The organism is Agrobacterium sp. 22-209-1 (assembly GCF_053522485.1).
On record NZ_JBNWCH010000008.1, the window covers coordinates 182,515 to 208,571 of the forward strand.

The following is a 26,057-nucleotide window of genomic DNA, read 5'->3' on the forward strand; positions in this document are numbered from 1 at the left end:
ATCTAGCTCCCGCCGTTGCGTGAGGAGCATCGAGCGAAAAGCCGACAGGCTTGGCGCTTGGCGTCGGTTTGCCTTGAGGCAAGCCAGTGCGAACATATGCAGTGAGATTACCCCAATGGAAAACTACTTCGAAAGCCCGTTCCGGGGCGTCACGCTTGACAAGCAGGTCAAGAACCCAAACCTCGTGGTCGGGAAATACAGCTATTATTCCGGTTATTATCACGGCCACAGCTTTGAGGACTGCGCCCGTTATCTGTTGTCGGATGAAGGCGCGGACAGGCTGATAATCGGGAGCTTCTGTTCGATCGGCTCGGGCGCCGCCTTCATCATGGCGGGCAATCAGGGTCATCGCAACGAGTGGATCAGCACCTTCCCATTTTTCTTCATGCCCGAAGTGCCGGAGTTTGAAAACGCCGGCAACGGTTATCTGCCGGCGGGCGATACCGTCATCGGTAACGATGTCTGGATAGGCTCGGAAGCGATCATCATGCCCGGCATTACGGTTGGTGATGGTGCAGTGATCGGAACGCGGGCGCTGGTGACGAAGAATGTCGAACCTTACGCCATCGTTGGCGGCAATCCCGCAAAGGCGATCCGCAAGCGGTTCGATGACCACAGTATCGCCATGCTGATCGAGATGAAATGGTGGGATTGGCCGGCTGAGCAGTTGCAGGCTGCAATGCCGCTCATGACCAGCGGCAATGTCGCGGAGCTTTATCGGTTCTGGCAATCCGATAAGTCCCAGTCGTAAAAATTACCCGGCCCACCGCATTGCGGCGGGCCGGAATTTCCTCAGGATCAAATTGGCGAACCGCTGGCGATTTTTGACAGCTCCGACGTGTTGAGAGGAAGTTCGCCTCTTGGCGCGATTGGAGTATCACAATCAGCTTGGCCCATTACAGGACCCTTTCGGCAGTTGCGACCTCATCCGTCGCAGCCTCACTTCCAGCTGCCGTCTGACCTGCGCGTCGCCCTGGGCCGTGGCAACGGTGATGGCTTTTAGCCAAGCCGCCGTGGCCCCTTCATTGTCGCCCAATCGCAACAGGTTGAGGCCAAGCTCCGCCCAGGCGGCGGAATAATCCGGTTTTTGCCGGACCGCTTCCTGAAGATGCCGCACAGCTTCCGGCAATTCCCCGGAGGCTGCAAAGGACTTGGCTAGCGAAAAGCGCAGAAGCGCGCTGTCTCGGCCGCTGTTCAGAATGTTCGTCAGCTGCTGTTTCATCAAATTATCCAGGACCATTTGTCGGGTTGGGTTTGGGAGAGCAGTCGTGCCCCCCGCATCAGTCGAGGTTACGGGATACGGCCTCGAGAGTGGTTGAGGTCAACAGAGATCGTTGATGAAAAGTTGTCGCGTCGTATTTGGTTTTGTTTAACCGCGTCGTTTGAAAAGCCCAACCTCCGGTTTTGTAGGCCTAGCTTCCTCATGGCTTTTCCAGCAAGGAGCGAGTTCGCCGTTCTTAATCGCAAGCAAGGCCAGCATGCCCCTCCAAAAAAACAAAGACCGAGAGGAATACTCACAGCATCTGCTTCTTCTGTGCCGCATCGCAGCATGGCTTGGCCTTGCGCTTGGGGCGGGTTGGTTCGTGTTCTTTGCTCTGACGGGACGGTGGAATATCGCAATCAGCCTTCTTGTGCTCGGTGCAGCGGTCATTCCTTGCTGGCTGATTTGCCTGAAGGGCCATTTTTCATGCGGTCTTATCCTCGCCCAGATCGCTTGCACCCTGTTTGTGTGCTGGTATTCGGTCTCGATCGATGTGCAGGACGCGGCAGTGCCCAGAACGACACACCTTTACCTGCTCGTCATCGTCTTCGTTGGCTATATGAATTTTCAACGCCAGCGCTCGATCCCCCAGTTCATGGTCATTTCGTCCGGTCTCATAGCTTTCATTTTTCTGTGTGCCTCCGCTGCGAGCTTCCCTTTCCATATCTCGATCTCGCAGGAAGTGAGAAGCGTCAGCGCATGGTTCAACGGTATTTTCGCGACGAGTATGTTGTGCGGAGGCGTCGCGGCGATGCAGGCTCAATTTCGAAGCCAGACAAAAAACGCATTGGAGTTGCGGACTGCGCTTTCCAACGGGCAATTCGAACTTTTTTATCAGGCGCAGGTGCGTGCGGACGGCTCGGTGAGCGGAGCAGAAGCGCTTTTGCGCTGGAACCATCCGAAACGGGGCAAAATATCACCGGCGGAATTCATTCCACTTGCCCAACGCACGGGCTTTATGCCGACAATCGGCGAATGGGTGATTGTTGAAGCTTGCAAGACCCTGGCAAGATGGCAGGAAAACGCTTCGACCCGTCACTTGACGCTTTCGATCAACATCACTGCGGATCATTTCGTGGATACGGGATTTGCCGCTCAGCTTCTCGAAGCCGTTTCGTCTAATGCCATTGACGCACGGTTACTCAAGCTGGAGTTGACCGAAAGCGTTTTTCTTTCTGATATAGACACCGCCATCGGCAAGATGAAGCTCCTGCATCGCGCGGGGTTTGCGATCGCGCTTGATGATTTCGGAACCGGCTATTCGTCTCTCAGTTATCTTCGTCAATTGCCGTTGAAACAGCTCAAGATTGATCGCAGCTTTGTAAAGGGCGTGAGCGAAAACGGGCGTCTTTCCGCAATTACCAAAAACATTGTCAGAATGGGACACGACCTCTCTCTGGAGGTCCTTGCCGAAGGCGTGGAAACAGAGGCCGAATTGCGCATGATGTTGTCATACGGCTGCGAGTTTTTCCAAGGCTACTTTTTCGCAAGGCCCATACCACTGGAGGAGTTTGAGCAGTATGCGGCTCGCGCTCGAGCGCATTGAACACTTTTATCCCGAAATCCTGTGTTCCAGCAGTCTGAGGGCGGTCTTCATCGTGCCATGCGACGCAATGCAACAGGGTCCCATATGTCGTCGAGCGGGCCTTCGAGAGCGGTTCGCGGTGGAATGAGCTTCGGTTCGATGATGGTGACTTCCGGCTCGCTCCGGTTCTCTTCCAGCAGGTCGAACCCCTTTTCCAGCATCTGCGCGATATCGGGTTTGATCATATAGACCGGGAAGGGAAGGAACGATGCGAACGGGTCGTAGTCGAAGCAGCCGACGACGATGTCGCCGAAGGCTTCGCCGTCATGACGCCCCATGAAGCGAAGCAGTCCTTCGAAATTTATCGATGAATTGACGAAGAAACAGCGGGGCAGGCGGCCTCTGCGCTCGAAGAAACGTTCAAACGCCAACTCCGTCATATGCGGTGAATAGCCCGTGATCTCGATATCGTCTCCGCTCTCCGCCTCAAAATATGCGGCCTTGGCGGCGTGAAAGCCGTCAATACGCTCGCGGCTGGCGTGGTCGTCGTGACCGCCGAAGAGGATGACGTCATCCGGGCCGAGAGGCCCGTCTTTCGCCGCATGGGCAAGGATCGCCGCCGTCAGTATTTCCGCGCCGTGCCTGTTGTCGGAGATGACCGAGGATGCAAACTTGCCGGGAAGGTCGATATTGACGTGCGGCAGCGACGCACGGGCGCAGACCTGGTGCACGCCATCGGGATCGGTCACGCCGGCAATGAAGAGGGCGTCGATTGAATAGGCAATGAGGGTCTCGACGGTACGTCGTTCCTCCTCGGGGTCGCGCCGCCCGGAAACGACCATGGGCGACAGGCCGCGTTTGCGCGCTTGGCCCTCAAACGTCTGCGCCATAGAGGAAAAGAACCGGTTGTCATAAACTGGAACCAGAAGCCCGACGAGCCCGGATTTTGAACTCCGCAAGCCGCGGGCTTGCAGGTTGGTGGTGTAACGTTGCGCCTTGGCAAGCGAGAGAATCTTGTCGGCAGTCTCTTCCGAAATCCGCCGCTTGCGCCACGATCCGTTCAACACGGCGCTGACCGTCGAGGCTGATGCCCCGGACAATATCGACAAGTCATAAATAGTGGCTTTCTTGGAATTTATGTCCGTCACTGTGATCTCCCCAACTGATTCCGATTATTAGAGCAGGCGTCCCCTTGACGGAAGGGAGCTTCATGATATGGTTATTGCACCATCGATTGTGCAACTCGGCAATATCGATTGTGCAAGATGGTTGCTGTGGGAGCGGCAAGGGAGAGTCTCGAATAAGCGAGATGAGAAATTTTGAACGCGCCAGATGAAAAATGGTCGCGGCGGGTTTCGTTTGCCGATTTTTTGAGGAGGAACATTATGAAGAAGATTATTTGTGCAGCGGTCGGCCTGTCGCTCGCGCTGCTCTCGTCCGCCGCCTTTGCCGAAGGGCCGAAGGTGGGCGTTGTCGTGAAGATCGGCGGTATTCCGTGGTTCAACGCCATGGAGGCCGGTATCAAGGAGCAGAGCAAGAAGCTCGGCGTTGACGGCTTCATGGTCGGCCCGACCAGTGCCGACCCGGCGCTGCAGGTTCGCGCCATCGAGGACCTGATCGCCCAGAAGGTCGATTTTATCGGTGTTGTGCCGAATGATGCAAAGGTGCTGGAGCCTGTACTGAAAAAGGCCCAGGCCGCCGGTATCAAAGTCATCACCCATGAATCTCCCAAGCAGCTTGGCGCTGACTGGGATTTCGAACTCGCTTCCGCCAAGGGTTTCGGAGAAGCGCATGGCAAGCTTCTGGCGGAAAAGATGGGCGGCAAGGGTTCCTATGCCGTGTTCGTCGGCTCGCTCACCGTTCCGCTTCATAATGCCTGGGCCGATGCCGCCATCGCCTACATCAAGGCCAACTATCCGGACATGAAGCTCGTCGGTGACCGCTACGGTGTCGCCGAAGATCTCGACAAAAGCCGTTCGACTGCGCTTGACCTGATGTCCGCCAATGCTGACCTGAGTGGTTTCCTCGCCTTCGGTTCGCAGGGGCCGATCGGTGCGGGCCGCGCCGTCGAAGAGCGGCGCAAGGATGGCAAGGTCTTCGTCATCGGACCGTTTTCACCGGGGCAGGGCGCAAAGCTCATCAAATCAGGTGCGCTGACCGGGGGCTTCATGTGGAACCCGAAACAGGCCGGGGAGGTCTTCATCACACTTGCTGACCGTATCGCCAAGGGCGAGACACCCAAGGCCGGCGACAATATCGAAGGTCTCGGTACCATCAATCCCGAAGGTAACACCATCGTCGTCGACCAGCTTTTGAAGATCGATAAGGAAAGCATCGACAAGCTCGTTTCCATGGGCCTCTGATCCTCCCCAAGGCCAAGGGCGTCGCGCGGGTGCGATACGCGCGCGACGCCTCATCTGGAAAACATGCCGAGCGCCACGTCTGCGATGCTTTCGCGGCGGAAGGAGATTTACGTTATCATGAGCGCAGAACCGCTCCTGTCCCTCAAAAATGTCAAAGTCACCTTTGGCGGCGTCCGCGCGCTGAAGGGTGTTTCTTTCGAGGTCAATCCGGGGGAAGTGCATTGCCTTGCCGGCGAAAACGGCTGTGGCAAAAGCACGCTGATCAAGGTCATAACAGGCGTCTATACGCCCGAAAGCGACGCCGAACTCTATTTCGACGGCAAGCCGATAGCGGCGATGACCCCGACGCATGCGCAATCGCTTGGCATCCAGGTTATCTGGCAGGATCTGGCGCTGTTCGATGAAATGACCGTGGCTGAAAATATCGGCTTCCAGTACGCGGTGAATGGAAAATACGGGCTGGTCGACAAACGCGCCATCGGACAGGCGGCCGAAAAGGCACTGGCCCGGCTTGGCGTCAAGATCGACCTTGATAAGCCGCTCAAGGAACTTCCCATTGCCCAGCGTCAGATCGTGGCGATTGCCCGCGCGCTGGTCGGGGAAGCGCGGCTCGTTTTCATGGATGAACCGACCGCGTCGCTCACGCAGTCGGAAACAGATTATCTGATCGACATCGTCCGCAACCTGTCGGCCTCGGGTGTGGCGGTAGTCTTTGTCTCGCATCGCCTCGCGGAAGTGCTGGAAATTTCAGACCGCATCACGGTGCTGCGGGATGGATCGCTTGTCGGTGTCTTTCCCGTTGAAGGGATGACCCAGTCGCGGGTGACCGAGCTGATGACCGGGCGCAATTTCGACAGCGCCGTCATCGCCGCTGACCACGATGACAAACCCGTTGTTCTCTCTGTGCGCGGGCTGAGCCGGGCCGGCGAGTTCGAGGACGTTTCGTTCGATCTGCGGCGGGGAGAAACGCTCGGCATAACCGGCCTGCTCGGAGCCGGCCGCACGGAACTGGCCTTGACGCTGTTCGGCATGCATCGGGCGCAATCGGGTGAAATCCTCATCGATGGAAAGAAGGTGGATTTTCATTCCAACCGCGATGCGATCCGGGCGGGCGTCGCCTATCTTTCCGAAGATCGGCTTTCCCTTGGTCTGAACCAGCCGCAATCCATCGCCGACAATCTCGTCATGGCCTCGCTGGACCGGTTGTTGAGCGGCGGCCTGATCTCGCCGTCTAAAAAGGCGGATGTCGTTTCGCGCTGGGTTTCGGCTCTCGGCGTCAAGATCGGCCTGCCGGAAGATCCGATCCGCACGCTTTCGGGCGGTAACCAGCAGCGGGTGGCGATTGCCAAATGGCTGGCGATCGGCCCGAAAATCCTCATCCTCGATTCGCCGACCGTGGGGGTCGATGTCGGCGCCCGCGCCGGCATCTTCGAAATCGTCCGCAAGCTCGCCGCAGAAGGTCTCTCGATCATCGTGATCTCCGACGAAGCGCCGGAAGTTTATTTCAATACAGACAGGGTCATACACATGGTCGAAGGCCGGTTCCACGCAACCTATGATCCGCGACGCCTGTCGCTTACCGAACTGGAGTCCGCCATCTATGCGTAGGCTCATCCTCGGACATACGACCGAATTCACCCTGGTTGTGGTCATGGTGCTGCTATGCACGGGACTGTCCTTTGCAACCGACCGCTTTCTCACCATTTCCAACGCCTTCGACGTGCTGAATGTCTCGGCGGTCAACATCATCTTCGCGGTTGGCCTGCTCGTGGTGCTGATAGCTGGTGGTATTGACATCTCCTTCGCAGTCGCGGCCTCCGTCGGCCAATATGTGACGGTGCTGGCGCTTAATGCGCTCGGCGGCGGCAACTGGGCGGAAGGTTTCATCATTGCCGGCGCGGTCGGCCTTAGTCTCGGTTTCGTCAACGCCTTCCTCGTCTGGCGGCTCAACATCATCTCAATCGTCGCGACCATTTCCACCTTCAACATCTTCTTCGGGCTGTTGATGTTCTTCACCAAGGGCGTGTCGATCTACGACCTGCCGGAATGGCTGTCGACGCGGGTGGTATTTTATGAGCGTGAAATGTCTGATGGTTCCTGGGTCGAGCTGACGCTGCCAGTCGTGGTGATGATCCTGTGCTGCCTCGCCACATGGTTCATGATGTCGCGCACCACTGTCGGTCGCAAACTCTATGCCTTCGGCGATAACCCGGAAGGCGCACGTCGCTTCGGCATCAATATCGGCGCCATGCACTACATTTCCTTCGGCTGGCTCGGTCTGATGGCGGGCATTGCCGGGCTCATGCAGGCGCATTACGCACAGGAGGCGGTACCAAACGCGCTTTATGGCCGCGAGCTGGATGTTCTTGCGGCCACCGTGCTCGGCGGCGCGCGGCTCGGCGGCGGCAAGGGCTCGGTTGTCGGCTGTGTGCTCGGGGTGCTGATGGTGTCGATCACCCAGAACGGCCTCAACCTGATGGGCGTTTCTCCCTTTGCTTTCAAGATGATCGTGGGCGCCATTATTCTCGTCGCCATCACGCTCTCCTCCACCCGCTTCGACAAGCTGCTGCCGCGTACCCTTCGCACATCCACGAAAAAGGGGAGCGCCCAGCGATGAACAGACTCATTCGGAAATTCAACGCAATTTTGGGTGCCGACATGGCCGGGCCGATGATTGCCTTCATCGCGGTTGTGCTCATCTTCGGTCTGTTTGCCGATAACTTCCTTTCGCTCGCGACTTTCGGGTCGGTCGCCTTCCAACTACCGGAGCTCGGCCTGCTCACGCTGGCGATGCTGCTGCCGCTTCTGACGGGCGGCATCAATCTGTCCGTCACCTTTGCCGCCAATCTGTCGGGTCTTGCCGCAGCCTGGGTATTGCAGGCCCATGGCGGGCTAGATGCGCCGCCGAGTGCATTCCTGTTCGCCTGCCTTGCCGCACTTGCAACCGGCGGTGCTGCCGGAGCAACGACCGGAGCGGCGATTGCCTATACCCGTGCGCATCCGATCCTTGTGACGCTGTCGATGATGATCTTTCTGCGCGGCCTTGGCGAGTTCCTCACCCGTGGCGGAGACGTTTCCGGTTTTCCTGCCTATATGGCGCCGCTCGGTCACGGCACCCTTCTCGGTCTGCCGATCCCGCTTCTGATTTTCATCGTCTGCGTCGGGCTTTGGCATGTGCTGCTGACGCGCACCAAGCTTGGTTTCGGCCTGTTGATGATTGGCTCGAACATCGAATCCGCTCGCTATTCGGGCCTGAATACGCGCAAGATCCAGGTTCTCGTCTACACGCTCTCGGGCCTGATGTGCGCGGTTGCCGGCATCATCATGCTTGCCCGTTTCAATTCCGTCCGTGTTGGCCACGGGGAATCCTATCTGCTGATCACCGTGCTGGCAGCATTCCTCGGCGGCATCAATCCGTTCGGCGGTTTCGGTCGGGTGCTGCCGGTTTTCGTCGCGCTCATTGTTCTCCAACTCCTGTCGTCGGGCCTCAATCTTCTTGGCGCCAATCAGCATTTGGCGACGGCGCTCTGGGGCGTGCTGATGATTGTCGTCATGGCGGCGCGCGGCCTGTTTTCAGGCTATTTCGCATCTCTCAGAAAGAAGGTATGACGTGAAAGGCTTCGGTGTTCACGCAATGATGTGGTCTCTGAATTGGGACCACGAAAACGCCAGACGGTCCATCGCCGCTGCCGCGGATTACGGGCAGGATTTCATCGAGATTCCGCTTATCGACATCCCCTCTGTAGATGCAAAACACACGCGCGCCCTGCTGGAGAAGTACCGCCTGCGCGCCGTCTGCTCGCTGGTGCTGCCGGAGCCCGCCTGGGCGTCCGTGCGTCCCGATGCGGCAATCGACCATCTAAGTGCCGCGCTCGACATGGCCGCCGATATGGGGGCGCAGGCGCTGACGGGGGTCACCTATGGCGGCACCAATGAGCGAACCGGGTTCCCGCCAACACAGGGTGAATATGACAACGTGACAAGGGCGCTTTCGCGGGCTGCCGGTCACGCCAAAACGCTAGGCCTGCAATTCGGCATCGAGACCGTCAACCGCTACGAAAACCATCTGCTCAATTCCGCCGAGCAGGCGGTGGCGCTGGTGGAGCGCATCGGTGCGGACAACGTCTTTATCCATCTCGATACCTTCCACATGAACATGGAGGAAAAGGGTATCGCAAACGGCATCATCACCGCCCGCAACCACCTGAAATACATGCATATGTCGGAAAGCGACCGCGGCACGCCGGGGTTTGGCAACGTTGCCTGGGACGAAGTGTTTTCCGCACTCGCCGCCATCGGTTTCAAGGGCGTGCTGACGCTCGAGAGTTTCGCGGCGATGCCGAAGGACGTGGCGGGCGCGATTTCGACCTGGCGGCCGATTGCGCCCAGCGCCGATGAGGTTCTCGACAGGGGCCTGGCATTCCTGCGCGACAAGGCGAACCAGTACCGGATTTTCTGACAGCACCCATTATCGAGGCGAGCATCTTGAACACTATTGACGATAATGCCCGTGAAGTTGCGGGCCTGACCCTCAAGCGTCTTGTCGGCGCCAATGGGCGGCGTGTGATGATTGCGATTGCCGGTGCGCCCGGATCGGGAAAGTCCACCATTGCCGAGCATGTGGTTGACCTTTTGAATGCAGGCGAAGGCGTGTCTGCGGCGCTCTTTCCGATGGATGGCTTTCATTATGACGATGCCGTTCTGGAAGAAATGAAGCGCCGTGCCTTCAAGGGCGCAATCGATACGTTTGATGCTCACGGCTTGCGCCACATGCTTGAGCGCCTGAAGGCAAACGAGGACGACGTCGTCGCTGTCCCAGTCTTTGATCGCGCGATTGAAATTGCCCGGGCTGGCGGCCGTCTCATCCAGCAATCCGTCGATATCATTGTCTGTGAAGGAAATTATCTCCTTGCCAGCCAGTCGCCCTGGGATCGTCTCAAACAGATTTTCGACCTGACGGTCTTTGTAAATGTCGATGAGGACGACCTGCGTGCACGGCTGAGAGAGCGTTGGCGCAGCTTTGGCCTCGGTGAGGACGAGATCAATCGCAAGGTTGAAGAGAATGACCTTCCGAACGGCCGGTTCATCATCTCCGCGAGCACAGAGCCGGACCTTCATATCGGAAATCCGGGAAGCAAGCCTACTTCCTGAAGCCGGCTGAGCCGCTGTCCCGCCCAAATTCAAATTCAGCGAAACAGAAAAGCGAAAGAGACCCCCATGAAACACGGCATCTATTATTCATACTGGGAACATGAGTGGAGCGCCAAGTTCGGCCCCTATATCGAGAAGGTCGCCAGGCTCGGTTTCGATATCATCGAAGTCGCCGCCCACCACATCAATGAATACAGTGACGCCGAACTCGCCTTCATCAGGGAGAGCGCGAAGGATAACGGCATCATCCTCACCGCCGGTATCGGCCCTTCGAAAACGAAAAACCTGTCGTCGGAGGATGCTTCCGTGCGCGCAGCCGGCAAGGCGTTCTTTGAACGCACCCTTACCAATGTCGCCAAGCTCGACATCCACACCATCGGCGGCGCATTGCATTCCTATTGGCCGATCGACTATTCGCAGCCGGTCGACAAGGCGGGTGATTATGCGCGCGGCGTCGAGGGCATTCACGGCATTGCCGATTTCGCCAATGATCTCGGCATCAATCTGTGCATCGAAGTCCTCAACCGCTTTGAAAACCACGTGCTCAACACGGCGGCCGAAGGTGTTGCCTTCGTCAAGGATGTCGGCAAGAACAATGTGAAGGTCATGCTGGATACCTTCCACATGAATATCGAGGAAGACAGTTTTGGCGAGGCCATCCGCACGGCCGGCCCGCTTCTCGGTCATTTCCACACCGGTGAGAGCAATCGCCGCGTACCGGGTAAGGGCAGGATGCCCTGGCACGAAATTGGTCTGGCCCTTCGCGATATCAATTATACCGGTGCTGTTGTCATGGAGCCCTTCGTCAAGACTGGCGGCACGATCGGCTCCGACATCAAAGTGTGGCGCGATCTCAGCGGCGACGCTGATGTCGCGAAAATGGACGAGGACGCCCGCAATGCCCTGGCATTCTCCCGTTTCGTCCTTGGTGGCTGATACCCCATAAGCGCATTGACCGGGCGGCCGCCATCCGTCGCCCGGACAGCCACCTCTATGTCCGTCCGCCATCACCGAGTTGAAAAGACTGCGGCTTGTGGGGTAAAGCACTGATGTCTCTTCAGGATCAAAACGATCCGCCCAAGACCATTGGTTTGCATGATCCCTGTCGCACTGCCCTCCATCGAAGCGCTGCTTCTTCTTGCCTTCTTGGTCGCCACGACCTTCATATGGGTCGTCTGGACGCTCCTGCTGTTCGTACGACGTGTGTCAGGCCACTGGAAGCGCCCGATGATCCTGCCCTATGGGCTTGTAACCGCCGTTGCGCTTTTCACCCTCTTTCGGTTCGGTGGTTTTTATCTCCAGATGCGCGCCTATGACAAAGAGAGGGCGGCAAACTATCGGCCGGAACTGCTAGAGCCAGCGCGCCTTGGCCAGATCGATATGCCCAAAGGCACGACACTCAAACTGGCCATTGCCAATAACAGGGAATCCTTCGACCGGGTCGTGTTTCCGCATCCGGTGCGGGTGGTGGATATCGATGCCGTCGAAATTACCCGTTATATATCGATAAAAACCAACGAGAATTACGAAACGGTGGGCTTTACCCCGCAGACCATGCAAATTACCGGCAAAGGCGTGACCACCCAGAGTGGCTGGCGCTGCGACGCGACGCAGCCGGTGGAGTTCGATCTTTCGCCCGATGGCGGCATCTCCGCTTTCAGTAACTGCACTCTTTCCGATGGCAATGTTGTTGACGGCATCACCCTGCCGAAAGGCGCGTCATTGCGTGCCTCCACCGGCAATGTCTATACCGATGGCTTCGTCGATGCCGATAGATGGGTTATCGATACGGCCAATGGCCAGACCGTTCATCTCGGCAGTTTCGATCTTTCCGAGGTAACGCTTGCCCTCGATGGCGAGCGGAAACTCCACGAGGTCAAAAGAGGTGTCCTGTCAAAAGATGCAACGTTCGGGAAGCTTCACTATGCTGCCGGAACCAATATTCGCTACAATCCCAGGCATCTTCGCAAGGGCTATCCTGGCGCGTGGTTGACAGTCCCGCCTCTGCCTGCTGCCGATGCTCCACCGGTGCCGTCGCATGAGATCGTGCAGGGCAGAGACGGAAAGGTTCTGGCCAGCCCTGCCGACTGATCGCGCCACGGTTACCGTAAGACAGAAGCGAGAAATTCGCGTGTGCGGTCTTCTTTCGGCTGACCGAAAATCTCGTCCGGTTTCCCCTGTTCGCAGATGCGGCCCTTGTCGAAGAAACAGACGCGGTCCGAGACTTCCCGGGCAAAGCGCATTTCGTGGGTGACGAGAAGCATCGTCAGGTCATGCTCATGGGCCAGGTCGCGGATGACGGACAGCACTTCGCCAACCAGTTGCGGGTCGAGCGCCGATGTCGGTTCATCGAAAAGCAGGACACGCGGACGCATGGCAAGCGAGCGGGCAATGGCGACGCGCTGCTGTTGCCCGCCGGAAAGCTGCACTGGATAATGATCCTTCTTATCCACAAGCCCGACCATCTTCAGCAATTCGATTGCGCGCGCCTCCGCCTCTGCGCGGCTGATGCCCAGAACCCGCACCGGCGCCTCCACGATATTGCGAAGGACGGTCATATGGGGAAAGAGATTGAAGCTCTGGAACACCATGCCGACGTGATTGCGGATCTGGCGAAGATGCTTTTCGGAGGCTTTGAAAGGTCCTTTGCCGCCCGGCTCCTGGTAGGACATGTCCGCAAGCCTCAGTCTTCCCTCCTGGAACGGCTCCAGCGTCATGAGAATGCGCAGGACCGTTGATTTGCCGGAGCCGGATGGACCGATGAGGGTGACTTTTTCGCCCTTCGCGACGCTGAAATTGAACCGGTCGAGGACTGTCAGAATGCCGAAGCGTTTCGTGACATCGGAAAATTCGATCAGTGGCTTGTTGGTGGTGTTGGTCATCGCAAGGGAATTCCTGCTTTTGGAAGCGCTCTTTGCAGGCGGCTGAGGCCTGCTGAGCAGATTATGGTCAGGACAAGGAAGATCAGGCCCACAAGCGTCAGCGGCACCAGATATTCGAAGGTGCGCTCGCCGATCATATTGGCAAGCCCCATCATTTCTAGAACCGTGACGACGGATAGCACCGGCGTTTCCTTGATCATGGCGACAAGATAATTGCCCATGGCCGGGACGATGCGCGGAATGGCCTGCGGGATGATGATGTCCCTATAGGTCTGCATGTGCGTGAGATTAAGCGCCGTCGCCGCTTCCCATTGGCCGTGATGCACCGCCTCGATACCGCCGCGATAGACTTCGGACGTATAGGCGGCATATTGCAGGCCGAGCGCCAGTGCGCCGGTGAGAAATGCCGGCAGGACAATGCCGAAATCCGGAAGCACGTAATAGAGAAAGAACAGCTGCACAAGAAGCGGCGTATCGCGCAGGAATTCGACAATCAGCGCGGTTGGCCAGGAGATCATCCTGACGCGGCTGCGGCGTAGCAGTGCAAAGACGAGCCCCAGAACCAGCGCAATGGCAAAGCCGGCGGCGGCGGCCTTCAGCGTCACCGTGAGCCCGATCAGAATGATGGGCAGGATGGAGGTCGTGTAGGTGAGCCAGGTGGTCGTATCCCATTCGTAACCATACATCATGAGCAGATATCCTTACGAATGGCGCGTGCGCGGGAAGACGTTGCCGCGCCGCACGAAGCGTTCGATCACCCGGATGACGACCATCAAGATGAGCGACATCGCGAAATAACAAAGCAGCGTAATCGAATAGATGCTGGCGCTATCGAGCGTCAGGTTGCGGATCGACTGCGCCGCAAAAGTGAGATCGGCAATCGAGATCAACGACACGAGCGATGAAAGCTTCAGCGTTTCGATGGCGAGATTGCCGAAGGCCGGCATCATCTCGACAACGGCCTGCGGCAGCAAGATGCGAAACAGCGTCTGCATCCGCGTGAAGTTCAGCGCGCGTGCGGCCTCCAGCTGCTGCACCGAGACGGAGGACAGCGCGCCGCGAACAATTTCCGCGCCGTAGCCTCCGGCATGGGCGGCAAGCACCAGCACCCCCGTCGTGATCGGATCGAAGCTCAACCCGACCAGCGGCAGGGCGTAGTAGAACCAGAAAAGCTGCACCAGCAGCGAGGTGCCGCGGAACACTTCCGTATAACAGAGCGCGATTGCCGACAGGATCGGTCCACCCTCGACGCGCAGGATGCCAAAGAAAAAGGCGAGCACCGTGCCGACGGCAAGGGCTGCGAGCGTAATCGTCATCGTGACGACCGCGCCTTGCCATAACATCGGCAGATATGCAGTCATGTCCATCTGGAGATTTCCCGAATTCCCGAGGAACGGCGCCCGGTTATGCCCGGGCGCCGGCTGGCATTATTTGCCGGCGCAGAGATCGGCGACCTTCTTTTCGGCCGCTGCCGCAATACTCTGTTCGGACAGGCCGTATTTGGTGAGGATTTTTTTGTAGTCGTCCGTCTTGCGGAATTCCACGAGCGCCGCGTTGAAGGCGTCACGCAGCTCCTTGTCTTCCGGGCGGAAAGCGAAACCGCCGTAATTGCGCACCGGCGCATCCTTCACGACCGGATCGGTGAAAGGCGTCACCTGCTCGACGTTCGCCTGACCCTTGGCGAGTTCCGAAACCGTCAGTTCGGTGGCCGCATAGGCGTCGACTCGGCTCTGCACGGTGGGAATAGCGTCGGCATTGGCAGGGATGAACACGATCTGCTCTTCCTTGACACCGACTGCGCGCAGGAAATCGACGTTGTTTGCGCCGGAAACAACGGCGACCTTCAATGAGGGGTCCTTGGCGATATCGGCGTAGGTGGTAAGCTTTTTCGGATTGCCTTTCTTCACCAGTAGTCCTTCGCCATAGGACGAGTTCGGTTCGGTGAAGGCGACCTGCTTGCAGCGCTCCGGCGAGATGTTCTGTTCGGCGGCCGCAAAATCGAAGCGACGGGCTTTGAGGCCGGGGATCAGCGTGCCGAAGGGCGTCACCGTCCAGTTGACCTCTTCGATACCCATCGATTTCAGAACCGCATTGGCCACATCCGGGCCGATGCCGGCGGAGGTGCCGTCTGGCTGCATGTAGGAATAGGGCACTTCATTGGCCGTGGCGGCGCGGATATAGCCTTGGCTTTTGACTTCTTCGACGGTGAGCGCGCTGGCTGACGTCACGCCGATGGTGAGAGCGAGGGCGGAAAGCCCGGCTAGTCTGATCATACGCATGTTCTTACTCCTCTGGTTGGGTTGCGTGGTCCGTTTTCGGATCTCACGATGTTTCTAGTGACTAGGTATTCTCCGTGACCGTGGCGATGACGGAAAGGCAGTCTCCGGCCTTGATGAGGCCGGGAACGTGGCGTGCGGCAAGCACGCCACTGAGGGAGGCGCGATAATCGACCGGTGCAAGGCCGGTTTTGCCGATCGGATAAACCCGGGCGATTGTCTCACCCGCCGTGACCGCGTCTCCCAGATCGCAGACGAAGACAACGAGCCCGTCGTCTTCAGCAAAGGTGAAGCAGTCGCTGGAGGGCATATCCAGCCAACGGCTTTTTGCGAGAACGGGTGAACCGGCCAAAATGCCCGTGTGGCGCAGCAGATTGACGATGCCTTTCCGCGCGATATCGATCGATTTCGCGCTTGCCGTGCCCGCGCCGCCCAGCTCCGTTGTGACAAAGACCTTGCCCAACTCCTCGACGGTCGTGTCCAGCATGCCAACGGCGTCGATTTCGAGCATCCTCATTGAATAGGGGGCGGCAAAAGCCGCCACCGCTTCAAAACACCGGCCCTCCTGCGTCTTGTCGGGCAATTCGTGAGCCGCCGCGTATGGCAGGAAATCAAGTGTCCTGCCGCCGGAATGGAAATCGAGAACGATATCCGCAAGCGGTATCAGATGGCGGGTCACGTAATCGGCGATCTTCTCCGTCACCGTGCCGTCAGGGCGGCCGGGAAAACTGCGATTGAGGTTTCCCCGGTCGATGGGGGAGGTGCGTGTGCCTGCGCGGAAAGCCGGGTAGTTGAGCGCCGGCACGATGATGATACGGCCCTTCACTTCGGCCGGATCGAGCGTGTGGGCGAGTTCGAAGAGTGCTGCCGGTCCCTCATATTCGTCGCCATGGTTTGCGCCGGTCAGAAGCGCCGTTGGCCCTTCGCCATTGGCGATGACGCAGATCGGGATCATCACCGAGCCCCACGCGCTGTCATCGCGGCTGTATGGCAGCCGCAGATGACCGTGTTGCACGCCCTTGGCGTCAAAATCGACGGAGGGCGTGATCGGTGAGGGGCGAAGCGCGGTGCTCAACATCGTCTCAGCCTTTCACGAAGAGTTGCCGCGGCACATTGGAAAGGCATTCGACACCGGTTTCGGTGATCGCAATGCTTTCGGTGATTTCGAGCCCCATGTCTTCAAGCCAGAGGCCGGTCATAAAGTGGAATGTCATGCCGGCCTTCAACTCCGTGCGGTCGCCGGGTCGAAGGCTCATGGTGCGCTCGCCCCAGTCCGGCGGATAGGAAAGCCCGATCGGATAGCCGGTGCGGTTGTCCTTGATGATCCCGTATTTTTTCAGCACGGCGAAAAAGGCATTGGCGATGTCCTCGCAGGTGTTGCCGGGCTTGGCTGCGGAAAGGCCGGCCTCCATGCCCTCAAGCGTTGCTTTTTCCGCATCGAGGAATGCCTGTGTCGGCTTGCCGAGAAAGACCGTGCGTGACAGCGGGCAATGATAACGGCGGTAAGCGCCTGCGATTTCGAAGAAGGTGCCTTCGCCTGATCGCATCGGCTTGTCGTCCCATGTCAAATGCGGCGCGGAGGCGTCGGCACCCGAAGGGAGGAGCGGCACGATGGCTGGATAGTCGCCGCCGAACTCGGCGGTGCCACGAATGCCGGCATCGTATATTTCGGCCACCAGATCGCATTTGCGCATGCCCGGCTCAACGACGTCGACAATACGCTTGTGCATCAGTTCGACGATCTTCCCAGCCTTGCGCATATAGTCGAGTTCGGCCGGGCTTTTCACCGCGCGCTGCCAGTTCACGAGACCAGCGGCGTCCTTGAAACGGGCGTTCGGCAGATGTGTCTGCAGCGATGCAAATGCGGCTGCCGAGAAATAATAATTGTCCATCTCGACGCCGACCGTCAGGCCGGACCAGCCGCGCTCCTCGATGATCTCAGACAACAGATCCATCGGGTGCCGTTCGGTCGATTGAACGTAGTGATCGGGGTAGCCGATGATATTGTCGTGGGCGAGATAGGCCGTGCGCTTTGCACCGTTGGCATCCTGCTTGCGGCCATACCAGATCGGCGCGCCCTCCGGCGGCACCAGCACGCATTGGTGGACGTAGAAGGACCAGCCGTCATAACCGGTCAGCCAATGCATGTTGGACGGGTCAGTGACGACCAGAAGATCGATCCCGGCTTTCTCCATAGCCTTGCGGGTTTTGGACAGGCGCGCGGCATATTCCTCGCGCGTAAAGTTCAGCGTTACGCTCACGCTGCATCTCCCATTTTTATGGTGTTTTCGATTGTTTGACCGCTCTTGGCTTCCTTTGCGCGGGCAAAGGCCAGATTGGCGATAGCCGTGTCCTGTACGCCGGCGCCGGTCAGATCGGCAAAGGTGATGTCCTTGCCCGATACGCGGCCCTGCACTTTGCCGGCAATGACGTCGCCAAGTTCCGCGAAGTGCTGATCCGACGCGGTGCGCCCGGCGGCGATGGCGTGATGCAACTCACCGAGAATACGGGTCTGCGAGATGCGGTCCGCGACATAGCGCGCTCTGGTGAACACGGCCGGATCTATCTCGTTCTTGTGTTCGGCATCCGATCCCATGGCTGTCAGATGCTGGCCTTCTTCCAGCCAGTCGGCAAAGAGGATCGGGCTTTCGGCGGGCGTCGTTGTTACAATGATATCGGCACGCCGCGCGGCAGCCTGCGGATCGGCCACAGCTGCGATCTCAATGCCGTGTTCGCTGGCGAAATCGCCCGCGAGTTTCTCGGCCTTCTGGTGGTCCCGCGCCCATATCCGCGCCGATCTGATCGGGCGCACGAGCATCAGGGCTTCGAGCTGCAAACGTGCCTGCATGCCCGCCCCGAAGATCGCGGCGACGGACGCGTCTTTGCGGGCCAGGTGCCGCGCCGCGACAGCACCTGCCGCGGCGGTCCGCACATCGGTAAGATAGCCGTTGTCGAGGAGAAGGGCCTCCACCAGCCCGGTCCTTGCGCTGAAAAGGATCATGAGACCGTTGAGGCTCGGCAGACCGAGTTTCGGATTGTCGAAGAAACCGGGGCTGACCTTGATGGCGAAACCATCAAAGCCCGGCACATAGGCCGTCTTCACATCCACTTCGCCGCGGAACTCCGGGATATCGAGCCGCATGATCGGCGGCATGGAGACGGTCTGCGTTGCGAGCGCCGCAAAGGCCCGCTCCACGCAGTCGACCGCCGAGAGATCGAGCTTGATGACGCCGCGCAGGTCTTTCTCGGTCAGAATGGTGATGCGGCTCATGCGGCTCCCCCGTCGATGATGGTCTTATGGACCGCCGGGTCGATATTTCCGCCCGATACGATGATGGCGGTCGGACCGCTAATGTCGATCTTGCCGGACAGGATTGCAGCGAAACCAACGGCGCCCGCGCCCTCGACCGTCAAATCTTCTTCGCGTGCCGCATGGCGGATGCCGGCTGCAATCTCGTCTTCGGAAACCAGCACGATCTCATCAAGGAGTTCCCGGCAAAGTGCGAATGTCACGCGGTTCTTCAGTCCAATTCCGCCGCCCAGCGAATCCGCCAGCGTTCCTTCCTCCCGTATTGCGACGGGCCGGCCGGCTGCAACCGACGCATGCATGGCCGCGCCCCGCTCCATGGAAATGCCGATGACCCGTGCCCGTGGCTTCAGCGCCTTGACCGCAACGGCGATGCCGCCTGCAAGGCCGCCGCCGGAAAGAGGAACGAGCACCGTCGCCAGCTCAGGCATGTCTTCGACGACCTCGAGACCTATCGTACCCTGGCCGGCCACAACGTCAGCATCATCGAATGGCGGGATTGCGGTAAGACCATGGCTTGCAGTCAGGCGCTCCATCTCCTCTTGCGCGTCATCCTGTGACATGCCGACGATCTGGATTTCCGCACCGAGCACGCGGATCGCTTCAACCTTGTTCGCCGGTACGAGTGCCGACATGCAGATCGTGGCGGGAATTCCGAGCTTGCTGGCCGCATAGGCCACAGCGCGGCCATGATTGCCGGTCGAGGCGGTGACAAGGCCTCGCCTGCGTGCGTCGTCGTCAAGCGACAGTATGGCGTTCATCGCGCCGCGCAGCTTGAAGGCGCCGATGGGCTGAAGGGTTTCAAGCTTGAGATGAACGGGGTGGCCGCAGCGTTCGGACAGGAGGTCCGAGCGGACCAAAGGTGTGCGCTCCACCTGTCCGGCAAGCCGCAATGCTGCCTGCTCTATCGCGGCCAGCGAGACCGGAAGCGGATTTTTATCTGCGGATATGGACAGGTTTGCGCTCTTCATGATTGTCATGTTGTGAGCGAAGTAAAATCATGTCAATTATTATATTGTAATGATTCAATGATTTTCGAGCGACTGCCTCAGCCGATTGAACCGATATCGTAGACCGGCGGCAATTGCTCGAAGGTCTGCCGCACGGTGGTCAAGGCTTTGACGAGGCTTGGGTGATTGAGCCGTCCACCGAGACATATGCGGATGCCGCCGCCATGGCCGGGACCGGCAATGAACGGCTCAGACGGCGTGACCGCGACGTTCTGGTTTGTGAGCGCGCGCACCAGCCCGTCCTCCGTCCAGCGCGGTGGAACCTTCAGCCAGGCGCAGAAGGAGAGGGGGTGGGTCGAGGCGATATGGTCGCCCAATATGTCCGTGGCAATCTTTTGCCGCGCACGTACTTCGGCGCGCTGGACATCCAGCAGCCGCCGTGCGGTGCCGTTTTCGACCCAGCGCGTGGCGATTTCGGCGGTGAGATAGGTTCCGCTCCAGCTCGATACACGCAGGATAGAGGCGGCGCGGATGGAATAGGCAGGCGGCACGACGAGATAGCCGACGCGCAACCCCGTCAGCACCGTCTTGGTAAAGCTGGTGACGAAAAAACCAAGATCAGGCAGCATTTCGGTGATGGATGGCAGATCATCCTCGATGATCGGACGATAGACTTCGTCCTCAATAACAAAGACGCCGTACCTTTCGGCAATCGCGGCGATCGCCTGTCTGCGTGCAACGCCGGAAACATGTCCCGTGGGATTGTTGAGAGTGGGAATGAGCACCAGCGCCTTGACGCCCCCGGCTGCGCAGGCGGCCTCCAGCGCGTCCGGCACTATACCTTCTTTGTCGGTCGGCAAGCCCTTGAGGCTGAAGCCCAGAATGTTCGACAGGCCGATGATGCCGTGGTCGGTGAGGTTTTCGCACAGAACCACGTCGTTCGAGCGAATGATGCAGCTCAAGGCGAGAAATATGCCATGCGCAGCGCCATTGGTGACGAGAATACGTTCCGCGCCGGCGGTGACACCCATCATTCCAAGCCAGATCCGGGCGGTTTCGCGATGGCTGTCGAGGCCCGCGACCGGACGGCAGGGGCGCATGAAGTCCGAATTGTCACTATCGGCCAGTTCGCGAAGGACGGTGCGCGAGGCGTTTTCATGGTCGTCGAGATAAACGCCGCGGATAATGGAGAGGTCGAGCACCTCGGTCGGGCTGTGATCGAGCATCATGCGTCCAGCACGGTCCGTCACCCGTGTTTTCACGAAGGTGCCGCGGCCGATTTCGCCGCTGAGATAGCCCAGCCGTTCAGCCTCCTTGTAGGAGAGGCTGACGGTCTGGACCGATAGGCCGAGTTCGCGGGCGAGATCGCGGTGGGTCGGCATGCGGTCCATCGGCTTCAGGACGCCGGCGTCGATATCGGCGATGATCCGTTCCGTCAGCGCGGAATGTTTCGTTTCGCCCTTCTGTTTGGCCAGGATCGGCCGCCATGCCGCCGGTCTGGTTGCGGACACCGGATCGGGGTTTGACGAATTGGCTTGACGACGCATGAAATTGTCTCGTTTTTGACGATATTGATTTCATGACATTATGCATGGTTCTGCAAAAAGATGAAGCCTTATGCAACGCCGACGGCAACTGCGCCGCAGAGAGGCGCAGTTGCCGTCGAAATGAGCAGTATTTGCGATCGTTGAACGCCGTGCTGACGATCAGATTTTTTCGCCGGCCCGCACCAGATCATCCATGACGCTGCGGACTGCTGTTTCGGCGATGGCGATGATCTCGTCCACCTCCGCCCTCGTTGTGACGAGCGGCGGTGCAAAGCCCAGGATATCGCCATGCGGCATGGCGCGCGCAATAAGGCCGTCATTGCGTGCCGCCTTCGAAACGCGTGCGCCGACTGTGAGACCGGGGGCAAACCGCGTTTTCTTTTCACGATCCGCCACGAATTCGATGGCGCCCATGAGGCCCACACCGCGCACTTCGCCGACGATTGGAAGCTGGGCGAACTTCGCCTTCAATTGCTCCTGAAAATAGCTGCCGACAGCCCGGGCATTGCCGGGCAGGTCTTCCTTTTCCACGATGTCGAGCACGGCATTTGCCGCCGCCGCGCCGATCGGATGGCCGGAATAGGTGTAGCCGTGGGAGAAGGCGCCGACGCGCTCAGCGCCTTCCTCCATGACCTTGTAGACTTTTTCCCCAACGATGGCGCCGGAAAGCGGGAAATAGGCCGATGTCAGACCCTTGGCGACCGTGATGAGGTCCGGCGCGATGCCGTAATGTTGCGAGCCGAACATGGAGCCTGTGCGGCCGAAGCCGGTAATCACCTCATCGGCAATCAAAAGGACATCGTATTTTTTGAGAACATCCTGTATCGCCGGCCAGTAGCCTTCCGGCGGCGGCGTAATGCCGCCGGTGCCGAGCACGGGCTCGGCAATGAAGGCGCCTATCGTGTCGGGGCCTTCGCGCAGAATGAGTGCTTCCAGTTCGTCGGCGCGGCGTTTTGAGAATTCCAGCTCGGTTTCACCGGCTTCTGCGCCCCAGTAATGGTGCGGAGCGCCGGTGTGCAAAATGCCGGCGCGCGGCAGGTCCATGTGGTCGTGATAAAAGCTCATGCCGGTCATGGAGCCGGAAACTACGCTGCAGCCGTGATATCCCCTTTCGCGGGAGATGATTTTCTTCTTCTCTGGTTTGCCGCGCAGGTTGTTGTAATACCAGACGAGCTTAGCCTGGGTCTCGTTGGCGTCCGAGCCAGACATGCCGTAGAACACCTTGCTCATCTTGCCGGGTGCCATCTTCACCAGCCGGTCGGAAAGGATCGCCAGTTCGTCCGTCGTGTGGGCGGCATAGGAATGGTAATAGGCAAGCCGATAGGCCTGACGGGAAATCGCTTCCGCCACCTCGGTGCGGCCATAGCCGACATTGACGCAATAAAGACCGGCAAAGCCATCGATCAACTGCTTGCCGTGGGCGTCCTGAATGCGGATGCCCTTGCCGGTTTCAACGATGGTCGGTTCGCCGAGCTTGCCGCTGGCGTAGTCCTTCAGCTGGGTGAATGGGTGCAGAACGGCGTTGCGATCCATTTGCGCGATGTTTTTAATGTCGATGGTCATAGGCGCGTTCCTTTCAGGCAGCCAGATTGCCGAAGCAGACATATTTGGGTTCGAGATATTCCATGAGACCGTGACGCGAACCCTCGCGACCGAGGCCGGATTGTTTCCAGCCGCCGAAGGGTATGGGCGCGCCGGTGAATTTCGGTGTATTGACGGCGACCATGCCGTATTCCAGCTGGTCCGTCAGGCGCATCGCCCGGCCGAGATCGTTGGTGTAGACATAGGCCGCAAGCCCCATCTCCGTGGCATTGGCGCGTCGCACGACCTCCCGCTCGTCATCGAAGGGCAGGATGGCGGCCACCGGCCCGAATGTTTCTTCGCGCGCGATCAGCATGTCGTCGGTCACATCGGCGAGCACGGTGGGGGTGACGAAATTGCCGCCGAGCGGGCTGTCCTGTCCGCCGCAGACGAGACGTGCACCGGCAGAAAGCGCCTGCGCGATCTGCTGACGGCACTTTTCGGCGACGGACGGCCGGGTCATTGGCCCAATGTCGATGCCCGGTTCAAGGCCGTGGCTAACGGTCAGTCTGGAGGTCGCCTCGGCGAACCGCTCAATAAAACGGTCATAAAGCTCGCGCTGAACATAGATGCGGTTTGCCGCAAGGCAGTCCTGTCCGGATGTGGCGAATTTGGCGGCGAGGCAACCTTTCACGGTCTGGGAAAGGTTCGCATCGGCAAAGGCAATAAAGGGGGCATGGCCGCCAAGTTCAAGCGAGGCTTTTTTGATGGTCGCCGCCGATTGCGTGAGGAGTAGCCGTCCCACCTCGGTCGAACCGGTAAAGGAAAACGCCCGAACCTCAGCATGCTCCAGCAGGCGGCGCGCAAGCGGCGCGGCTTCCCCCGGTAAAACCTGCAACACACCGGCCGGCATGCCCGCCTCCTGTGCCAGTTTTGCCAGGGCCAGTGCCGAAAGCGGTGTTTCAGGCGCCGGTTTGACGATCATCGTGCAGCCGGCGCCAAGGGCGGCGCCCGCCTTGCGGGCGATCATGGCTGAAGGGAAATTCCAGGGTGTGATGGCAGCCGTGACCCCTATCGGCTGCATCCGTACGGAGAGGTTGCCGCCTTTGAGATGGCTTGGAATTGTCTCCCCGTAGGATCTTTCGCCTTCGCTTGCAAACCAGTCGAGAAAGGCTGCTGCATAGGAAATTTCACCGAGCGATTCCGAAAGCGGCTTTCCCTGTTCGGCGCTGATGATAACCGCGAGATCGCGGGCATTGTCACGCATCAGCCGGCCCCATGTCCGAAGGATGTCGCCGCGTTCGACGGGCAGCATGTCCCGCCACCGGAGGAATGCTCTGCCTGCGGTTTCGACCGCCGCGTCCACGTCGTTCAGGGAGCAGGAAGAGACATCGAGCAGATGATCTCCGCTTGCCGGATCGACAACGCCCAGCGTCTCCTTACGCGCCACCCATTGCCCATCCAGAAAGGCACGATGCTCGACCAGCTCCGGTCGGTGAAGGTTTTTAAGCGCTGCGCTGGCGATAGCTTCCATCGGCAAGATCCCTTTTCATTTGCCAGAAGCTTAACTGCGCTGCACGATTGATTGACGGCGTTTAAGCGTGCCTTTACGCAGGAATTATGCTTAGTTTTTTATTCAGATGCAGGAATCCCGCATGACCCAGATAGATCGAGCCGACCGGGCGCTGCTTGACGCCGTGCAGAAGAACAATCGCCTGACCTCGGAAGACTTGGCCAAAATCGTCAATCTGTCGCCAACTGCGTGCCAGCGCCGGTTGAAGCGTCTGCGTGATGAGGGGGTGATCGAAGCCGATGTGGCTGTCGTTTCGCCCAAAGCCGTCGGGCGCGGCATTACCATGATCGTTCTCGTCTCGCTGGAGCGAGAAAGGGCCGATATTGTCGACCGTTTCAAAGCCGCCATTCGCGCCACGCGGGAGGTGATGATCGGTTATTATGTGACGGGCGATGCCGATTTCATCCTGGTAATCACGGCAAAGGACATGGAGGACTACGAGGCCTTCACCCGCCGGTTTTTTTACGAGAACCACGATATCAAAGGGTTCAAGACGATGGTCGTCATGGACCGCGTCAAGGCCGGCTTCGCCTTTCCAATCGACCCATGACTGAACGGAAGGGGCTCCCGGTGTCAGACCAGGGCCAGAATACGGGCTGGGCCGCCCGTTCCGCCGCGGTGTGCCGGCGCGCCGACGATTATGGTCGCCCCCTTGACCGGCAGAGCCTCGAGGTTGTTCAGCCCTTCGATACCGTAGCGTCCTGCTGGCAGCCAGGAATTGTGAACCGCGAAATCTGCGGAGTTGCCCGGATCCAGAGAAAGTGTGTCGACGCCAATGGCGACCGTGTCGAGCTTGAGCAGAAGGTCGGTCGCCGATTTGCCGAAACCGGGGAAGGCGAATTTTCCGGCGTCGTCATTGCGGAATGAGGGGCTCTTCACTTTGGTTGCCCATCCGGAGCGTAAAGCCACGATTGCACCTGTCGGGATGTCGCCATTCGCAGATATCCAGCGTTCGATGTCTTCGGCTTCAATGGTGGAATTGGCATCCTCTTTGGCGCGGTCGGTGATGTCGACGATGACAAGCGGCGCGACAAGTTTCTGCGGCTCCAGCTGGTCGACGCTCGCGCCATTCGCGCTGAAGTGGAAAGGCGCATCGATATGGGTGCCGGTATGTTCGTAGATGGTGAGTTTGTGGAGCTGATAGCCATCCTTGGCGATCTCCGCTGCCCACTCATATTCTATGCCCGGTTTGCCATCGAATGTAGGAAATGTGGAATCATAGGTATGGGTGAGATCAACGACCTGCCGGGGCGATTGCGCCAGCACCGGCGCCGCCAGACTGCCCGCCGTCATGGCCGTCAAACCGGCCGCGGCGCCCTTGAACAGCAGGCGCCGTGACAGCATGTTCTTTTTTACGTCCTCGATCACGCAGTTGTTGCACATGCCTCAGTCCCTCCGTTGAGAAATCCCTGTTCCCAAGCGTAGCGCAAAGGTGGGGTGACGCAAGGCGGGACATCCCCTGATTTTTGACCCGTGCTCACGTGGCGGTTTCGGCAAGCCGCCGGCCGTCAGGTGGCCGCAGGCAAACGCGTTGCCTGCTGCCCCGGAAAGGCAGAGGGATCAATCACGACGCTGCAGCAAGGCCAGAGCGACCGTGGATGCGGCCAGTATCGCGGTCAGCGCCAGCGGCGCAGTGGCGCCGTAGGAATCGACGATATAGCCGCCGAAGACCGCACCGATACTGATGGCCACCTGAAAGGA

At 59.1% G+C, this 26,057-nt stretch carries 25 protein-coding genes and 1 pseudogene; 11 read left to right on the forward strand and 15 right to left on the reverse strand.

Annotation, left to right across the window (positions count from 1 at the left end):
* Window positions 1-115 precede the first annotated feature (115 nt).
* On the forward strand, window positions 116-751 hold the full coding sequence (catB, locus tag ACQZ48_RS18025) for a type B chloramphenicol O-acetyltransferase (protein ID WP_448729127.1): 636 nt from the start codon (window positions 116-118) through the stop codon (window positions 749-751).
* A gap of 132 nt (window positions 752-883) precedes the next feature.
* Here catB and ACQZ48_RS18030 read toward each other — a convergent pair whose 3' ends face one another.
* Window positions 884-1,222 (reverse strand): tetratricopeptide repeat protein, encoded by a 339-nt coding sequence (locus tag ACQZ48_RS18030; protein WP_448729128.1) that lies wholly within the window; start codon window positions 1,220-1,222, stop codon window positions 884-886.
* Window positions 1,223-1,478: 256 nt separating this feature from the next.
* On the opposite strand from ACQZ48_RS18030, the gene ACQZ48_RS18035 reads away from it, so the two are divergent.
* Window positions 1,479-2,807 (forward strand): putative bifunctional diguanylate cyclase/phosphodiesterase, encoded by a 1,329-nt coding sequence (locus ACQZ48_RS18035; RefSeq protein WP_448729129.1) that lies wholly within the window; start codon window positions 1,479-1,481, stop codon window positions 2,805-2,807.
* Window positions 2,808-2,854: 47 nt separating this feature from the next.
* On the opposite strand, the gene ACQZ48_RS18040 is transcribed toward ACQZ48_RS18035, so the two are convergent.
* A complete protein-coding gene (locus ACQZ48_RS18040) occupies window positions 2,855-3,934 on the reverse strand; it encodes a LacI family DNA-binding transcriptional regulator (RefSeq protein ID WP_173991679.1) in 1,080 nt (359 codons plus the stop codon).
* 237 nt (window positions 3,935-4,171) lie between these two features.
* Here ACQZ48_RS18040 and ACQZ48_RS18045 point away from each other — a divergent pair, with 237 nt between their 5' ends.
* The 8 genes from ACQZ48_RS18045 (at window position 4,172) to ACQZ48_RS18080 (ending at window position 12,391) form a co-directional block, all read left to right on the forward strand.
* Window positions 4,172-5,149, forward strand: coding sequence for a substrate-binding domain-containing protein (locus tag ACQZ48_RS18045; protein ID WP_080793446.1), 978 nt, complete (start codon window positions 4,172-4,174; stop codon window positions 5,147-5,149).
* A 117-nt stretch (window positions 5,150-5,266) separates the two neighbouring features.
* Window positions 5,267-6,757: a sugar ABC transporter ATP-binding protein gene (locus ACQZ48_RS18050; protein WP_448729130.1), complete on the forward strand. Its 1,491-nt coding sequence runs from the start codon at window positions 5,267-5,269 to the stop codon at window positions 6,755-6,757.
* The gene (locus ACQZ48_RS18055; protein ID WP_448729131.1) at window positions 6,750-7,766 is read left to right on the forward strand and encodes an ABC transporter permease; all 1,017 of its coding nucleotides are present in this window, start codon (window positions 6,750-6,752) and stop codon (window positions 7,764-7,766) included. Before ACQZ48_RS18050 ends, ACQZ48_RS18055 begins: the two co-directional genes overlap by 8 nt.
* On the forward strand, window positions 7,763-8,758 hold the full coding sequence (locus tag ACQZ48_RS18060; RefSeq protein ID WP_448729132.1) for an ABC transporter permease: 996 nt from the start codon (window positions 7,763-7,765) through the stop codon (window positions 8,756-8,758). The genes ACQZ48_RS18055 and ACQZ48_RS18060 overlap by 4 nt, the downstream gene beginning before the upstream one ends.
* A 1-nt stretch (window position 8,759) precedes the next feature.
* Window positions 8,760-9,608, forward strand: a complete 849-nt coding sequence (locus tag ACQZ48_RS18065) for a TIM barrel protein (RefSeq protein ID WP_173991683.1) — start codon at window positions 8,760-8,762, stop codon at window positions 9,606-9,608.
* A 26-nt stretch (window positions 9,609-9,634) separates the two neighbouring features.
* Window positions 9,635-10,300 carry a nucleoside triphosphate hydrolase gene (locus tag ACQZ48_RS18070; RefSeq protein ID WP_448729133.1) on the forward strand — a complete coding sequence of 222 codons (666 nt, stop codon included), beginning with the start codon at window positions 9,635-9,637 and terminating at the stop codon, window positions 10,298-10,300.
* Between the two features lie 66 nt (window positions 10,301-10,366).
* Entirely contained in the window at window positions 10,367-11,236 is an 870-nt protein-coding gene (locus tag ACQZ48_RS18075; RefSeq protein ID WP_448729134.1) for a D-psicose 3-epimerase, read from the forward strand.
* Between the two features lie 159 nt (window positions 11,237-11,395).
* The gene (locus tag ACQZ48_RS18080; RefSeq protein ID WP_448729135.1) at window positions 11,396-12,391 is read left to right on the forward strand and encodes a hypothetical protein; all 996 of its coding nucleotides are present in this window, start codon (window positions 11,396-11,398) and stop codon (window positions 12,389-12,391) included.
* A gap of 11 nt (window positions 12,392-12,402) precedes the next feature.
* Here ACQZ48_RS18080 and ehuA read toward each other — a convergent pair whose 3' ends face one another.
* From ehuA to ACQZ48_RS18135, 11 genes are all read right to left on the reverse strand, one after another.
* Window positions 12,403-13,182: an ectoine/hydroxyectoine ABC transporter ATP-binding protein EhuA gene (ehuA, locus tag ACQZ48_RS18085; protein WP_137411098.1), complete on the reverse strand. Its 780-nt coding sequence runs from the start codon at window positions 13,180-13,182 to the stop codon at window positions 12,403-12,405.
* On the reverse strand, window positions 13,179-13,871 hold the full coding sequence (gene ehuD, locus ACQZ48_RS18090; protein WP_077983854.1) for an ectoine/hydroxyectoine ABC transporter permease subunit EhuD: 693 nt from the start codon (window positions 13,869-13,871) through the stop codon (window positions 13,179-13,181). The genes ehuA and ehuD overlap by 4 nt, the downstream gene beginning before the upstream one ends.
* Before the next feature lie 12 nt (window positions 13,872-13,883).
* On the reverse strand, window positions 13,884-14,549 hold the full coding sequence (ehuC, locus tag ACQZ48_RS18095) for an ectoine/hydroxyectoine ABC transporter permease subunit EhuC (RefSeq protein WP_077983853.1): 666 nt from the start codon (window positions 14,547-14,549) through the stop codon (window positions 13,884-13,886).
* Window positions 14,550-14,609: 60 nt separating this feature from the next.
* Entirely contained in the window at window positions 14,610-15,461 is an 852-nt protein-coding gene (gene ehuB / locus ACQZ48_RS18100) for an ectoine/hydroxyectoine ABC transporter substrate-binding protein EhuB (protein WP_077983852.1), read from the reverse strand.
* A gap of 61 nt (window positions 15,462-15,522) precedes the next feature.
* On the reverse strand, window positions 15,523-16,536 hold the full coding sequence (gene doeB, locus ACQZ48_RS18105; RefSeq protein WP_077983851.1) for a N(2)-acetyl-L-2,4-diaminobutanoate deacetylase DoeB: 1,014 nt from the start codon (window positions 16,534-16,536) through the stop codon (window positions 15,523-15,525).
* A 4-nt stretch (window positions 16,537-16,540) separates the two neighbouring features.
* Window positions 16,541-17,719 (reverse strand): ectoine hydrolase DoeA, encoded by a 1,179-nt coding sequence (gene doeA / locus ACQZ48_RS18110; RefSeq protein ID WP_448729136.1) that lies wholly within the window; start codon window positions 17,717-17,719, stop codon window positions 16,541-16,543.
* Entirely contained in the window at window positions 17,716-18,729 is a 1,014-nt protein-coding gene (gene eutC, locus ACQZ48_RS18115) for an ectoine utilization protein EutC (RefSeq protein ID WP_448729137.1), read from the reverse strand. The genes doeA and eutC overlap by 4 nt, the downstream gene beginning before the upstream one ends.
* A complete protein-coding gene (eutB, locus tag ACQZ48_RS18120; protein ID WP_448729138.1) occupies window positions 18,726-19,745 on the reverse strand; it encodes a hydroxyectoine utilization dehydratase EutB in 1,020 nt (339 codons plus the stop codon). Before eutB ends, eutC begins: the two co-directional genes overlap by 4 nt.
* A 68-nt stretch (window positions 19,746-19,813) precedes the next feature.
* Window positions 19,814-21,262 carry a MocR-like ectoine utilization transcription factor EhuR gene (gene ehuR / locus ACQZ48_RS18125; RefSeq protein WP_077983848.1) on the reverse strand — a complete coding sequence of 483 codons (1,449 nt, stop codon included), beginning with the start codon at window positions 21,260-21,262 and terminating at the stop codon, window positions 19,814-19,816.
* A gap of 159 nt (window positions 21,263-21,421) precedes the next feature.
* Window positions 21,422-22,825, reverse strand: a complete 1,404-nt coding sequence (locus tag ACQZ48_RS18130) for an aminotransferase (protein ID WP_448729139.1) — start codon at window positions 22,823-22,825, stop codon at window positions 21,422-21,424.
* A gap of 13 nt (window positions 22,826-22,838) precedes the next feature.
* Window positions 22,839-24,317 carry an NAD-dependent succinate-semialdehyde dehydrogenase gene (locus ACQZ48_RS18135; protein ID WP_448729140.1) on the reverse strand — a complete coding sequence of 493 codons (1,479 nt, stop codon included), beginning with the start codon at window positions 24,315-24,317 and terminating at the stop codon, window positions 22,839-22,841.
* 121 nt (window positions 24,318-24,438) lie between these two features.
* Between ACQZ48_RS18135 and ACQZ48_RS18140 the strand changes: the two genes are divergently transcribed.
* Window positions 24,439-24,906 (forward strand): Lrp/AsnC family transcriptional regulator, encoded by a 468-nt coding sequence (locus ACQZ48_RS18140; protein ID WP_149148072.1) that lies wholly within the window; start codon window positions 24,439-24,441, stop codon window positions 24,904-24,906.
* 23 nt (window positions 24,907-24,929) lie between these two features.
* On the opposite strand, the gene ACQZ48_RS18145 is transcribed toward ACQZ48_RS18140, so the two are convergent.
* Both ACQZ48_RS18145 and ACQZ48_RS18150 read right to left on the reverse strand, forming a co-directional pair.
* Window positions 24,930-25,739 carry a cyclase family protein gene (locus ACQZ48_RS18145; RefSeq protein ID WP_149148071.1) on the reverse strand — a complete coding sequence of 270 codons (810 nt, stop codon included), beginning with the start codon at window positions 25,737-25,739 and terminating at the stop codon, window positions 24,930-24,932.
* Window positions 25,740-25,916: 177 nt separating this feature from the next.
* Window positions 25,917-26,057 (reverse strand): annotated as a pseudogene (locus ACQZ48_RS18150) (MFS transporter); the annotation flags it as partial.